This is a genomic window from Rhizobium sp. Leaf306, from assembly GCF_001423425.1.
GTDB classification, from domain to species: domain Bacteria; phylum Pseudomonadota; class Alphaproteobacteria; order Rhizobiales; family Rhizobiaceae; genus Neorhizobium; species Neorhizobium soli.
In genome coordinates, this window is sequence record NZ_LMNX01000002.1 from 79,244 (window position 1) to 91,786 (window position 12,543).

14 protein-coding genes are annotated in these 12,543 nt (G+C 60.4%); 8 read left to right on the forward strand and 6 right to left on the reverse strand.

Annotation, left to right across the window (positions count from 1 at the left end; translation table 11 throughout):
- Positions 1–44 precede the first annotated feature (44 nt).
- Positions 45–2,495 carry a hypothetical protein gene (locus tag ASG19_RS08240; protein WP_062455167.1) on the forward strand — a complete coding sequence of 817 codons (2,451 nt, stop codon included), beginning with the start codon at positions 45–47 and terminating at the stop codon, positions 2,493–2,495.
- Positions 2,496–2,645: 150 nt separating this feature from the next.
- On the opposite strand, the gene rpoH is transcribed toward ASG19_RS08240, so the two are convergent.
- Positions 2,646–3,548 carry an RNA polymerase sigma factor RpoH gene (gene rpoH, locus ASG19_RS08245; protein WP_062455169.1) on the reverse strand — a complete coding sequence of 301 codons (903 nt, stop codon included), beginning with the start codon at positions 3,546–3,548 and terminating at the stop codon, positions 2,646–2,648.
- A gap of 205 nt (positions 3,549–3,753) precedes the next feature.
- Complete coding sequence (locus tag ASG19_RS08250; RefSeq protein WP_062455171.1) at positions 3,754–4,779, reverse strand: RluA family pseudouridine synthase; 1,026 nt, start codon at positions 4,777–4,779, stop codon at positions 3,754–3,756.
- 45 nt (positions 4,780–4,824) lie between these two features.
- Between ASG19_RS08250 and ASG19_RS08255 the strand changes: the two genes are divergently transcribed.
- Positions 4,825–5,214 carry a hypothetical protein gene (locus ASG19_RS08255; protein ID WP_062455173.1) on the forward strand — a complete coding sequence of 130 codons (390 nt, stop codon included), beginning with the start codon at positions 4,825–4,827 and terminating at the stop codon, positions 5,212–5,214.
- Positions 5,214–6,035 carry an RNA methyltransferase gene (locus ASG19_RS08260; protein ID WP_062455175.1) on the forward strand — a complete coding sequence of 274 codons (822 nt, stop codon included), beginning with the start codon at positions 5,214–5,216 and terminating at the stop codon, positions 6,033–6,035. Before ASG19_RS08255 ends, ASG19_RS08260 begins: the two co-directional genes overlap by 1 nt.
- Positions 6,036–6,051: 16 nt before the next feature.
- Here ASG19_RS08260 and ASG19_RS08265 read toward each other — a convergent pair whose 3' ends face one another.
- Positions 6,052–7,302, reverse strand: coding sequence for a hypothetical protein (locus ASG19_RS08265; protein WP_062455177.1), 1,251 nt, complete (start codon positions 7,300–7,302; stop codon positions 6,052–6,054).
- 100 nt (positions 7,303–7,402) lie between these two features.
- On the reverse strand, positions 7,403–7,939 hold the full coding sequence (locus tag ASG19_RS08270) for an EipA family protein (protein ID WP_062457827.1): 537 nt from the start codon (positions 7,937–7,939) through the stop codon (positions 7,403–7,405).
- 255 nt (positions 7,940–8,194) lie between these two features.
- Between ASG19_RS08270 and ASG19_RS08275 the strand changes: the two genes are divergently transcribed.
- The 3 genes from ASG19_RS08275 to ASG19_RS08285 all read left to right on the forward strand — a co-directional run bounded on the left by ASG19_RS08275 (position 8,195) and on the right by ASG19_RS08285 (position 9,691).
- A complete protein-coding gene (locus ASG19_RS08275; protein WP_062455179.1) occupies positions 8,195–8,869 on the forward strand; it encodes a histidine phosphotransferase family protein in 675 nt (224 codons plus the stop codon).
- 153 nt (positions 8,870–9,022) lie between these two features.
- The gene (locus ASG19_RS08280) at positions 9,023–9,385 is read left to right on the forward strand and encodes a response regulator (protein WP_062455181.1); all 363 of its coding nucleotides are present in this window, start codon (positions 9,023–9,025) and stop codon (positions 9,383–9,385) included.
- Positions 9,386–9,439: 54 nt separating this feature from the next.
- On the forward strand, positions 9,440–9,691 hold the full coding sequence (locus ASG19_RS08285) for a hypothetical protein (protein ID WP_062455183.1): 252 nt from the start codon (positions 9,440–9,442) through the stop codon (positions 9,689–9,691).
- 112 nt (positions 9,692–9,803) lie between these two features.
- Here ASG19_RS08285 and ctrA read toward each other — a convergent pair whose 3' ends face one another.
- On the reverse strand, positions 9,804–10,505 hold the full coding sequence (ctrA, locus tag ASG19_RS08290) for a cell cycle two-component system response regulator CtrA (protein WP_062455185.1): 702 nt from the start codon (positions 10,503–10,505) through the stop codon (positions 9,804–9,806).
- A 427-nt stretch (positions 10,506–10,932) separates the two neighbouring features.
- Between ctrA and ASG19_RS08295 the strand changes: the two genes are divergently transcribed.
- Entirely contained in the window at positions 10,933–11,283 is a 351-nt protein-coding gene (locus ASG19_RS08295; protein WP_062455186.1) for a hypothetical protein, read from the forward strand.
- Positions 11,284–11,437: 154 nt separating this feature from the next.
- Positions 11,438–11,896, forward strand: a complete 459-nt coding sequence (locus ASG19_RS08300; RefSeq protein ID WP_062455188.1) for a paraquat-inducible protein A — start codon at positions 11,438–11,440, stop codon at positions 11,894–11,896.
- 88 nt (positions 11,897–11,984) lie between these two features.
- Here the strand turns inward: ASG19_RS08300 and ASG19_RS08305 are convergent, their stop codons facing one another.
- The gene (locus ASG19_RS08305; protein WP_062455190.1) at positions 11,985–12,260 is read right to left on the reverse strand and encodes a DUF1153 domain-containing protein; all 276 of its coding nucleotides are present in this window, start codon (positions 12,258–12,260) and stop codon (positions 11,985–11,987) included.
- Between the last annotated feature and the right edge of the window lie 283 nt (positions 12,261–12,543).

Genomic DNA, 12,543 nt, shown 5'->3' on the forward strand with positions numbered 1-12,543 from the left:
TATCCATTCAGCCGGCTTGAGCCCGGCGACAATGAGAAGTGCTGATGGCAGATTTTGTAGCGGTGATCCGCCGCGCTGTTGATGGTCTGGCGACAAACTCGCCTGAAGCCCGCGCGAAAGTATATGAAAAAGCGCGTGGTGCCGTTCAACGGCAGCTCGAGAACATGAAGCCGCGGCCGCCGGAAGAAATGCTCCGGCGGCAGATGGACAAGCTCGAAACGGCGATCGTCGAAGTCGAGAGCGAGCACGCGGAGGCGCTGGCGCCGTTCGAGAACGAGGCTGGTTTTGCCGACGACGAATTTGCCGCTGGCCAGCCTGCGCCCGCTGAAGAGACGGTGTTGCCGGCTCCAGCGGAGCCCGAGCAGGAACCGGCACCCGCTCCGGGCGAAGAGCCCGAACAGGCAGCACCGCTCGCCGCTACCGAGCCGGCTGGCTATTCGTATGACGAGCCTCCGCTCTATGAGGAACGGCACGAGCCTGTTGCTCCTGTTGCAGCCGAAGAACGCGAACCTGACGTTGCCCATTACGAACCGGCTGTAGAGCCGGAGACGTATGGGGCACGCACGGCCTACGAAGAGCGTCCGCTTTACGAAGAGCCTGCGCCGTCCGAGGAGCAGGACACTGTTCATCAAGGTGGATGGCCGGTCGGTGATGTCGCTGCCGTCAGTGAACGCGATGAGCAGGTCCACAACGAACCTGTGGCCGATGACGGCCGGGCACATTCCGTCGACGCGCCGATCGAGCAGTATCCCGGGACTGTCGACGAGCCTGTTGCAAACGAGCGGGATGATGATCTTCCCTACTCGGCTGCCCATCAGGACGATGACGTCGCCCACGTCCAGTGGCCACCGCAGACCAGTGCGGAGCCAGCGCGCACGGAACATGCGCCGCTTTTCGAAGAGCCCACCTGGCATGAGCCGGCGCATTCCGAAAACACCGCCGCAGCCGCCTGGGACGACGTTCCGGAACTGGTGCCGGCCGGTCCCGTCGAGCCGGTCCATCAGAACCAGCCGCAGGCCGATCTAAACAGTGGTGATCGCGTCGACGCGCATTTCGACCAGGAAACCCATGTTTCTGCCGATGCAGTTCGCATGCCATCGGTCGCTGAGCTCCCAAGTTTCGGCCAGACCGGGACGGAGACCGGGCGCAAAGACGACAGCGACGATTTCTTCGCGGGCTACCAGCTTGACGCAAAAGCGGATGAGCAGGCACAAAAACCTGCCGGCAAGGATCACGAGAAGGATCCCTGGAGCGATCTGGATGACCTGATCGGGTACAGCAAGGGCGCGGCAATTGCCGGCGCCGGCGCTGCCGCCTCGAGCCCGAGACAGGCCCAGTCGGATGACAATCTCGAAGACCTGATGCCGACCCCGGCTAAGCCATACCGGGTGACGACGACGCGCAAGCGCAATTACGGTGGCCTCGCACTCGGACTGGTCGGCCTTCTGCTGCTGGGTGGCGCTGGTTATGCCGCCTGGATGAACCGCGACGCGCTGAGCGAGATGGTCGAAGGCTTCATGCCATCTTCCTCGACGGACACGGCGGTCTCGACCGCTGAAACGCCCGCGACCTCGCAACCGGCCTCCGGGAACGCAACTACGGCTCCGGCAGCAGCGCCGGCCAACCCGACGCCTTCGACGCAACAGGCAAATGGCCAGTCCGCCGGTCAGACGAGCCCGCCGCCAGCCGCGGACGGTTCGACCGCCAGCCCGAAATTCACCCAGCGTCTGATGCCGGATGGCACAGAGGTGGATGAAGGTCCGGGTTCGGCCGGAAGCCTTGCCCAGAACGCCGAAGGGCAGTCGGTGGCGCAGCTCAACGCCCCGCCGACCACGCCGCCTGCGGCGCCTGGTGCTGCCGCGACGGCTGCAACCGCGCCCGGCGCACCTGCAGCGCCTGCCCCCGACGCCAATCCGGCAGCGACCCCTGCGGTCTCCGGCGAAAAGATGTTCCTCTATGAAGAGCGTCTTGGCCAGACCGCGCCGACCGCGATCGACGGAAGCGTTTCCTGGTCTCTGCAGCGCGAACCGGGTTCCAACGGCGGTCCGCCTCAGGCTGAAGTCCAGGCCCGCATCACCATACCCGGTCGTGGTCTGACCGCGCTTGTGACGTTCAAGCGCAACTCGGATCCGTCGCTGCCCGCGAGCCATCTGATCGAGATCGTCTTTGCCGTCCCGCCGGACTTCGAGGGCGGTGCAATCGACAGCGTCCAGCGCATTGCGATGAAGACATCCGAGCAGGATCGCGGCAACGCCCTGATCGCGGTTCCGGCCAAGATCACCGACGACTTCCACATGATCGCACTCAACGATTTCCCGGATGCCCGCAACACCAATATGGAGCTGCTGCGCACCCGCAACTGGATCGACATCCCGGTCGCCTATCGCAACGGACGCCGCGCGCTGTTCACGCTCCAGAAGGGGCCTGAAGGCGAAAAGGCGTTCAACGAGGCCATCCGCGAATGGGGCCAGGCCGGCGGCCAGACGGGCCAGTAATCGACCGGTCGCAGGACATAGGTCATACGAGAAGGGTCGCGAGAGCGGCCCTTTTCCATTTCCAGCCTCCCGTTGCGAACTCCCATGGCTCCGGTCAAAGAAAAAGGCCGCAAAATGCGGCCTTCGGTCTGCGAGTGCTGGTGTCTCTCGTTACGCGTCGACGACGCGCAATGCCTGGGCCTGGGCGAGGGCTTCCTTGCGCACCGCATCCTGCACCTTTTCGAAGGCGCGGACCTCGATCTGGCGGACGCGTTCGCGGCTGATGTCGAACTCGGTCGACAGTTCTTCGAGCGTCACCGGGTCTTCCGACAGACGGCGGGCTTCGAAGATGCGGCGCTCGCGTTCGTTCAGCACGGCAAGTGCCTTGCCGAGCATGCGGCGGCGCGTGTCGAGCTCGTCCTGCTGGATCAGGACCGCTTCCTGGCTCTCATGATCGTCGACCAGCCAATCCTGCCACTGGCCGGCTTCGCCTTCAGCAGCCCGGATCGGGGCGTTGAGCGAAGCGTCGCCGGAGAGGCGGCGGTTCATCGAGATCACTTCTTCCTCGGATACGTTCAGCTTGGTGGCGATCTCGGTCACCTGGTGCGGCTTCAGATCGCCTTCCTCGATCGCCTGGATCTTGCCCTTGAGGCGGCGCAGGTTGAAGAACAGCCGCTTCTGGTTGGCGGTCGTGCCCATCTTGACCAGCGACCAGGAGCGCAGGATGTATTCCTGGATCGAGGCCTTGATCCACCACATTGCATAGGTCGCCAGACGGAAGCCGCGTTCCGGGTCGAATTTCTTGACGGCCTGCATCAGACCGACATTGCCTTCCGACACGACTTCGCCGATCGGCAGGCCGTAGCCGCGATAGCCCATGGCGATCTTTGCAACGAGACGCAGGTGGCTCGTCACCATCTTGTGGGCGGCAGCGCGGTCGCCATGCTCAGCGTAACGCTTCGCGAGCATGTATTCCTGCTGTGGCTCCAGCATCGGGAATTTGCGGATTTCGTCGAGATAGCGATTGAGACCGGCTTCGCCGGCGGTAATCGAAGGCAGATTGTTACGGGCCATGAAGCACCCCTTTCCGATCGTTGTCGGTTCCCGGCAGATTTCATCTGCCCTTACGGCGAACCGATTATGGCGCGGATCGTTCCCGACCCCGCACCAATGCAAGTGTCAGATAAGTGTGGCGGAACAGCGATTCAAGCGTTCACACCAACGTTATGACATTACAAATGCGTAATGATCGATCGGACTTCCGGCGACGGTCAGGCCGTCATTGCCGCAGGGCTTCGATCAACTGTTCCAGGTCGTCGGGGATCGGAGCCTCGAATTCCATCACCTCGCCGGTGCGGGGATGTTCGAACACAAGCAGATAGGCGTGCAGCGCCTGGCGCGGGAAGGCGCTGACGACGGTGCGGGCGGGCTCGGGGATCTTGTTGACCTTGGTCTTGAAGCCACCGGCATAATCGAGGTCGCCGATGAGGGGATGGCCGATATGGGCCATGTGGACGCGGATCTGGTGGGTGCGGCCGGTTTCCAGCCGGCATTCGATCAGCGCTGCCAGAGAGGTTGCCTCAGGCGTTTCGTGAAAGCGCTCGATGACTTCGTAATGGGTCACGGCTTCGCGCGCGTCTGCGGCATTCTCGCGGGTGACGGCGCGTTTCGTCCGGTCTCCACCGGCGCGGCCGAGCGGTGCGTCGATCGTGCCCTTCAAACCTTTCGGGCGACCCCAGACGACCGCCATATAGGCGCGTTCCAGCGGACCGGAACGGCCATGGTCGGCGAACTGGTCGGCCAGGTGGCGATGCGCCAGGTCGTTCTTGGCAGCGACCATGACGCCCGACGTATCCTTGTCGAGCCTGTGGACGATGCCCGGCCGCTTGACGCCGCCGATGCCCGATAGTGTGTCGCCGCAGTGGTAGATCAGCGCGTTGACGAGGGTCCCGGTCCAATTGCCGGCGCCGGGATGCACCACGAGACCCGGCGGCTTGGCGATGACGATCAGGTCCTCGTCTTCATAGAGAACATCGAGCGGAATATCCTCGCCCTTGGGTTCGGGATCTTCCGGTTCCGGCAATGTGATCTCGATTTGATCGCCGGGCGACACCTTCTTCTTCGGCTCGGTGCAGGCCTTGCCGTTCAGCAGTACGACACCCTGTTCGATCAGCGCCTTGATGCGGTTTCTGGAGAATTCGCCGTCCAGAACCTGTGTCAGCCACGCATCCAACCGCCCTTCTGCTGCCTCATCGGCAGTCAGGACTTTCCTCGGGGCTTCGGCTTGTTTAAAGGGGTCGTTCATTCCGGTTTCCGTCAATTCGCAATCTTGCACGCATAAGGACAATTCATGCCCCAACCAGAAGTCGAGGAAAAGGAAGAGCCGCTTGATCCGGCGATGGAGAGAATCCGCCGGAAGATGGTGCTTCTGCAGCTCGTTTCGGGCGGGATCCTGTTTGTCTGCTTTATGGCGGTCCTCGCCGCGATTGTCTACAAGATCTCCCAGCGTCCCGCAGACGGCCCCGCAACGGTCGCGACGTCCGGAAGTTTCACCGTTCCGTCGGACCAGCCGCTGAAGGCCACCGCCGCACTGCCGACCGGTTTCCAAATCGACAATGTGTCGATGTCCGGCAGCCAGCTCGTCTTCCTCGGCCAGCTCAACGGCTCCCGCAAGGTGTTCGTGTTCGACATCGTGCTCGGCCGGATCGTCGCCGACGTGACGATCGCTACCGGTCCGTGATGGAGACAATCCGCATCGAGGATGCGGACGACCCGCGGATCGCCGAATTTCAGGCGGTCCGCGATCGCGACCTGACGGGCAGGGGCGGGCGGTTTATCGCCGAGGGCACGGTGGTGCTGCGCATGCTGGCGCAGGCCCACCGGGCCAAGTCCGGCTTCGTCGCGGAGAAGCTTCTGCTTCTGGAAAATCGGGTGTCCGGGCTGGAAGACATCCTTGGCCGTTTCCCTGACGATGTTTCGGTCTATGTCGCATCCTCTGCCGTTCTCGACCGGATTGTCGGCTTCCACCTCCACCGCGGCGTGCTGGCGATCGGTCGCAGGGCTGAGGAGCCGTCGATTGCGGACCTCCTGCAGAACCTGCCGGAAAAGGCATTGGTCGTTGCGGCCTTCGGCATTTCCAACCACGACAATATCGGCTCGATCTTCCGCAATGCGGCCGCCTTCGGCGCCGATGCGGTGCTGCTCGATGCCGCCTGCTGCGATCCGCTCTATCGAAAGTCGCTGCGGGTTTCTGTCGGCTCCGTGCTCTCGGTGCCCTATGCACGCACCGGGACGATGACGGAGCTTCTGGACGCCCTGATGTCGCGCGACTTCGCGATCTGGGGCTTATCGCCTGCCGGACACGCCGAAATCCGCGACGTACCGGCGCATCCGAAGATGGCACTGATCACCGGAACCGAGGGCGACGGACTGCCGGCGCATATCCTGTCTGCGGTCAAGACCGCGCGCATTGCCCAGATGCCGGGACTGGACAGTCTCAACGCCGCAACCGCGACCGGCATCGCGCTCTACGAGATCGCCATGCGGCAGGGCCGGCTCTAGGGATTTCAGGTGTCGTTCAGGACGACGACTGCTCGTTCAGTTTCGCCATGGCCTTCTTGGCCTTGGCAGCCAGGCTTTCGCGATCGCTGTTGCCGGATTTTCCAGACAGGATCGTGTTGATCGGCGAGGCTTTGCCTTCGCGCGCGGCCGTGAGCGCCACAAGACTTGCAGCGATGGTTGCAAGCTCCTGCCGAAGTGCTGCATCGTTAGCGCCATCGCGACTCTTTAAAAGCCGTTCCGACACTGCGGTCGCCCGGTTGCGGGCATCTTCTGCGAGATCGATCATGGCCGGCGTCATCATCGCAGCTGTCATCATGGTGGGCTCTGGGTCCATGCCCGTCGGGCGGGCGACGGCTAACACACCCTCCTCGAGGAGATGCGCCGCCTGGATGTCTTCGGGACCGGGCGTGTTGATCTTGCCTGAATTCGACTTCGGTTTTGATCCGGCTGGCGACCCGGTTTTGCGCAGGGCCCGGCTCGCGTCACGGGCTTCCGCATTGGCAGTTTTCAGTTTTTCGCGCAGCCGTTCGATTTCCTGCTGACGGCGGTCCAGCGCCTCTGCCCTGTCGGCACCCTCGGCGATCTCCCGGTCCAGCCTTTCCTGCAGCGCTATCCGGCGTTGCTCTTCCAGCTTGACCTTGCTCTCGGCTTCTTTGGCGCGGGTGGTCATGTCGCGAATTTCCGTGCGCAGCGTCTCGCGTTCGTCGCGAAGATTGCCGATCCGGGCCTTGAGCCCTTCCATCTCTGCCGCATGAGACGAGAGGTCGATGCGGAAATTGTCCGTATCGGCAATCAGCCGGGCAACGTGCTGCTGGCGTTCGCCGATCTCGACATCGCGCATCCGCAGGTCGTCGTGGGACTGTTCCAGCGCCACCTTCAGCTCCTGGATATAGCTGTCTTCCTGGCGAAGACGCGAGCGGGTGGCGGCAGCCTCGACATCCAGCGTGTCGGCCTGCATCTTCAGGTCCTGCCGGTCGTCTTCAAGCGTGCGGATGGTCGCGTTCAGCGCCTCGATATCGAGCATCAGGCGGGTGTTTTTCTCGCGCGCCTGGATCAGTTCCTGAGAGGTCCGGGCGTTTTCCGCCGCATAGACGGCACGTGCCATATCACGCTGGGCACGCACTTCCTCAGGGCTGATCGGCAGTGTCGCGCGGATGCGGTTTTCCGTGTAGCGCACGATCCGCCTGTGGATCGCCGGCGAAATCAGGATGGCAAGCAGCGCCGCGCTGAGGAAACCCAGGCCAAACAGGAGTGCGTATTGGATCACGGAAAGCCGTTCTTTGTGTCTGGAGCGGACAGGCTCTTTTTAAGCACGGGCGCCTGCACCCGGCAAGTGGGCTCGCCCGGTGGAGGTGTCAGCCTGCCGCTCAGAAGGGGTTCCAGGTGGCTTCGCGGGTCATCTTCAGATAGCCGACATTGATGCCGAGACGGGCGCCAAGGCCGGTGCGGATCGGCACCAGGATCACGTTGTTGTTGCGCAGGACAGTCATCCCGACGCCGGCGACTACGAAGGCCGAGCCGGAAACGCCGCCGAAGCGGGCATAGAGCGAATCGACCGTCGGCAGGTCATAGACCAGCATCATGGCGCGGGTGCCCTGGCCGCCGTAATCGATGCCGAGCGATGGGCCCTGCCAGTAGGTCGGATGCTGTCCGGCATTCTTCGTGTATAGCTGGCCTTCGCCATAGGTCAGGCCGGCGATGAAGGCCCCGGAGCCTTCCTGGCCGAGAATGTAACCGTTGGGCAGGCCGTATTTCGAGAAAGCGTTTTCCACCACCTTGGCGAGACCGCCGCTGGTGGAGCCGAAAAAGCCGTGGCCGGCATCGACAATTTCCTGCATCGAATACTGCGAAGCATTCTGCTGGGCGGATGCCCTTTCGATTGTGACACAGAAAGCGGTTGCCATGACCACGAAAGCGGTGGCAAAGCGAGCGAAGGCGGAAAGGTTCTGGCGGCGCATATTGAAGTCCGTTTGTTAAATCTTCCGTTATCAAGCGTCATGCTTAAGCCGCCTCTATCTTGGCGGCATGACGTTAACAATCGGTTTACCACAAATGGTGTCATTATGGCGGCACCTATACACATTGACCGTCGACAATCCCCGCGCAATGTTGCTGTGGCACATGCGCGAGGGAATATTTTCATCCAGCCGGAGACACGCATGCCTAAAAATCCCAATCTAACCCTCGGCGGTCCGGATCTGGCAGCTCTCCTCTGCAGCCGGGTCTGCCACGATATCATCTCGCCGGTCGGAGCCATCAACAATGGCCTGGAGCTTCTCGATGAGGGAGCCGCCGACGCGGATGCGCTCGACCTGATCCGTACATCGGCCATGAACGCCTCGGTGCGTCTGAAATTCGCGCGGCTTGCTTTCGGCGCCTCCGGCTCTGTTGGTGCATCGATCGATACGGGCGAGGCCGAAAAGGCTGCCAAGGAGTTCGCGGTCGCCGAAAAGAAGACGGAAGTCTCCTGGAACGGCCCGCGCGCCATCATCCCGAAGAACCGGGTCAAGCTGCTCCTCAACCTCTTCACTGTCGCTTACGGCGGCATTCCGCGTGGCGGCTCTCTCGATGTGACACTCGAAAACCCGGAATTCGACGCGAAGTTCATCATCACCATCAAGGGCCGGATGATGCGCGTGCCGGCGAAATTCGTCGAAGTGCTGTCGGGTGCCATGGAAGAGGCGGTCGATGCCCACACGATCCAGCCCTATTACACGGTTCTGCTGGCCGACGAATGCGGCATGGATTTGAAATACGTGGTGTCTGAAGACAAGATCACATTCATCGCGGAAACCGTCCCTGCCGAAGTGCCGGCCGTTTCCGAAGAGGTCTGAGACCCGATCAAGCGCTCTGACATGTGAAAAGCGCGGGTTGCCCTGAGGCGGCCCGCGCTTTTCGCGCTGCGCCTGACGCGTAACTCTTTCTTAGCTTCATTCGGGTCATGGTGGATGTTGCCTAGGGACGGGCACAGCATCAGGGGAAACACGATGCAGCGAATGATGATTGCAGACAGTTCGGACATCGTGCGCAAAGTGGGCAAGCGCATTCTCTCGGAGATCGGCTTCCTGGTTTCCGAAGCGGGCACTGCGCAGGAAGCACTGACCGGCTGCCGTGCAACCTTGCCGAACTTCCTGATCGTCGATGCAGGCCTCGACGACGCGCTCGGTCTGATCGCTTCCGTCCGGGCAATGGACCGCGGCAAGGACGTCAAGATCTTCTACTGCGTCATCGAGACGGACCTGAAGAAGATGATGGCCGGCAAACGCGCCGGCGCCAGCGATTTTCTCCTCAAACCTTTCGACCGCAAGATCCTGACATCGGTGTTCGGCGGCTTTGCTGTTGCGGCTTGATAGTTTCAGCGTTTGCGGCGTGCGCTGAGTGAAGCCGCGTCTCGGAGGTGTCCTGTGAGCGAAGAAGAACTTCTCGTTCTCTACCCTGTACCCAGTCTCATCGCGACGCTACTTCAAAGCGAGAGAGCGAAGGGGAGCCCTCTGACGGAAGACGAGGTCATCGAAATCACCGACACGTGTGAGGTCATCGCAGTTTCTCGTGATGTTGCTCAGAAAATGGACGAGCAGCGCGGCTACCTCGACATCGATCCAGAGAACTGCTGGGTTGAGTGGCAACAAGCTCGAACCGTGTTTATGGAAACTTGATCCGGACACCGCGCTGAATTCGTCAATCCTCAGCGCTTTCGGCAATCTCAAACGCAAAAACACCCGCTTGCGCGGGTGCTCTTCAATCCGGGATAGGGAAAAGTTTTCAGGCTCAGGCGGTTTCTGCGAGCTCGACATTGTCAGGTTCGCGCAGCACGTAGCCACGGCCCCAGACAGTCTCGATGTAGTTCGCGCCACCGGCCGCATTTGCGAGCTTCTTGCGCAGCTTGCAGATGAAGACGTCGATGATCTTCAGTTCCGGCTCGTCCATACCGCCATAAAGGTGGTTGAGGAACATTTCCTTGGTGAGCGTGGTCCCCTTGCGGAGCGAAAGAAGCTCCAGCATCTGGTATTCCTTGCCCGTCAGGTGCACACGCTGGCCGCCGACTTCGACGGTCTTGGCGTCGAGGTTCACGATCAGTTCGCCGGTGATGATGATCGACTGGGCATGGCCCTTCGAACGGCGAACGATGGCGTGGATACGTGCAACCAGTTCGTCCTTGTGGAACGGCTTGGTCATGTAGTCGTCTGCGCCGAAACCAAGGCCTCGTACCTTGTCTTCGATGCCCGCCATGCCCGACAGGATCAGGATTGGCGTCTTGACCTTTGACAATCTCAGAGTGCGAAGCACTTCATAACCCGACATGTCGGGGAGATTGAGGTCAAGAAGAATGATATCGTAGTCATACAACTTACCAAGGTCGACGCCTTCTTCGCCAAGGTCGGTCGTATAGCAATTGAAGCTTTCCGATTTCAGCATCAGCTCGATCGACTGGGCCGTCGCGCTGTCATCTTCGATGAGTAGAACCCGCATAATTTTCCCCTTTACCGCCGCGTAAGGTTACCGATGCCCCCTTACTCGATACGGATCCAGACTGAGCCTGATTTGGAAGCTGCCAGAAACTGGTTAACAAATTATGAGCGGTCCTGGCAAGGTGCATCATTTTGTTAAGCAAAATTAGTAGCAGCCTGTTTTACTTTAAGGATTGGCCATCGCCAGCTTGATTCAGCGGAGGAGGAAACCCCGCTAAGTGATTCAAACGACTCCGACATTGTCGTGACCGAAAACCGGCCTTGGCATTTACCGACCCTTAAATGATCAGGCTTATTGTTAATGATGCCTGTAAATGAAAGGTTAACGCGGCGCCAAATTTGTTAACGCCTCGGAAATTTTTTGAGCCTCGCACTGTATTGAACAGGGGTTTACCGGCCTGGGTCTCGCTATCCACGGAGTATTGCGTATGAAATCGCGTGACAATCTTGTTCGCCTGAAGAACTTTCAGGTTAACGAAAAGCGTCGTCAACTGCAGCAGTTGCAGACGATGATGGCCGAATTCGAAAGAATGGCGAAGGAACTGGAGCACCAGATCACCGTCGAGGAGAAGAAATCGGGAATTTCTGACCCGAATCACTTCGCCTATCCAACTTTTGCCAAGGCTGCCCGCCAGCGGGCCGACAATCTGCAAGTCTCGATCCGGGAACTTCGGATCCAGCAGGATGCGGCCGAGCTTGCGCTGGAAGAGGCGGAAGCCGAATTTGCAAAGGCGTCGGCGCTCGAAGAGCGCGACACCGGTATGCGCGCCCGCGCCTGATGCCTTACGGCTGGTTGCCAGCCGAGCGCATCACACGATAGCGAGAGGACTTTGACGAGGGGACCGCATAACGGTGCCCCCGTTTTTGCTTTTTCGACTTTTCCCACGGAGCGGCAGGGCAGACGTGTGGCCCAAGCTTTGCTATGGGTGCCGGATGAGAAGGCTTATCTGGTTTTCGCTTTATGCGGCAGCTTGCGTTTTTCTGGTCCTGGGACTTTCCCTGCCGATCATTCGCTTCGACCGGCTGTATTTCTTTCGCGAGACGCCGTCGCTGGTCGAGCTCGTTTCTGCTCTATGGGGGCAGGGCGATGTCGCGCTTGCGCTCATCGTCGGACTGTTCTCGATTGTCTTCCCGGTTGCAAAGCTTATGGCGCTCGGCGCGCAAGCCTTTCGCGGCAATCGTCAGCCGGGATTTTTCGCGCGCGTGATGCCGCATCTTGCGAAATGGTCGATGATGGATGTGATGCTGGTGGCACTCGTGGTGTTTGCGGCCAAGACATCCGGCCTCGCGCAGGCAGTAACGCAACCCGGCCTGTGGTTCTATGCGGCTTCGGCGATCATCGCCGGCATATTGCCGCAACTGGCGCGGCGAGAACCGTCCTTGTCCCGGTAAGTTTCAAACCAGGGCAAATAAAAAGTGCCGCTGCGGTGAGGCAACGGCACTTCGATTTTACCGATGAACAGTGGTCTGCTGACTTCGCCTAATGGCGGTACTGCTGAATGCGGGTGGTCCGAAGACCGGCCAGGCCGTGGTCGTTGATAGACGCTTGCCAGGACAGGAATTCTTCGACGGTGAGCGTATAACGCTCGCAGGCTTCTTCCAAGCTCAACAGGCCGCCGCGAACCGCGGCGACAACCTCTGCCTTACGACGGATAACCCAGCGGCGCGTATTGGCCGGCGGAAGATCCGCAATCGTAAGCGGGCTGCCATCGGGACCGATGACATATTTAACTCGGGGACGTATCATTTCGGTCATTGGACTCTCTACACAACGCAAGACCACAAACGAGAGCCTACCGGGGCAGTTTTAACATTTGACTAAACGAGACGCGCCATTTGTGGCCAAACCCGCATTGGTCGCAATTCACTTGATTCGAGCCGACAAAAACCTTTTAAAACAAGGCATTGTTAGAGTTGTCTTAAGTGATGAATTTCTTGTTTTATTTCATGGCTGCTCCGGAAGAGGACACATTGTGGCCACCGCGCGGGTAAAATGGCCGATCTTTGCAACTGGAATTGCGATAATCGGCCACGTCGAT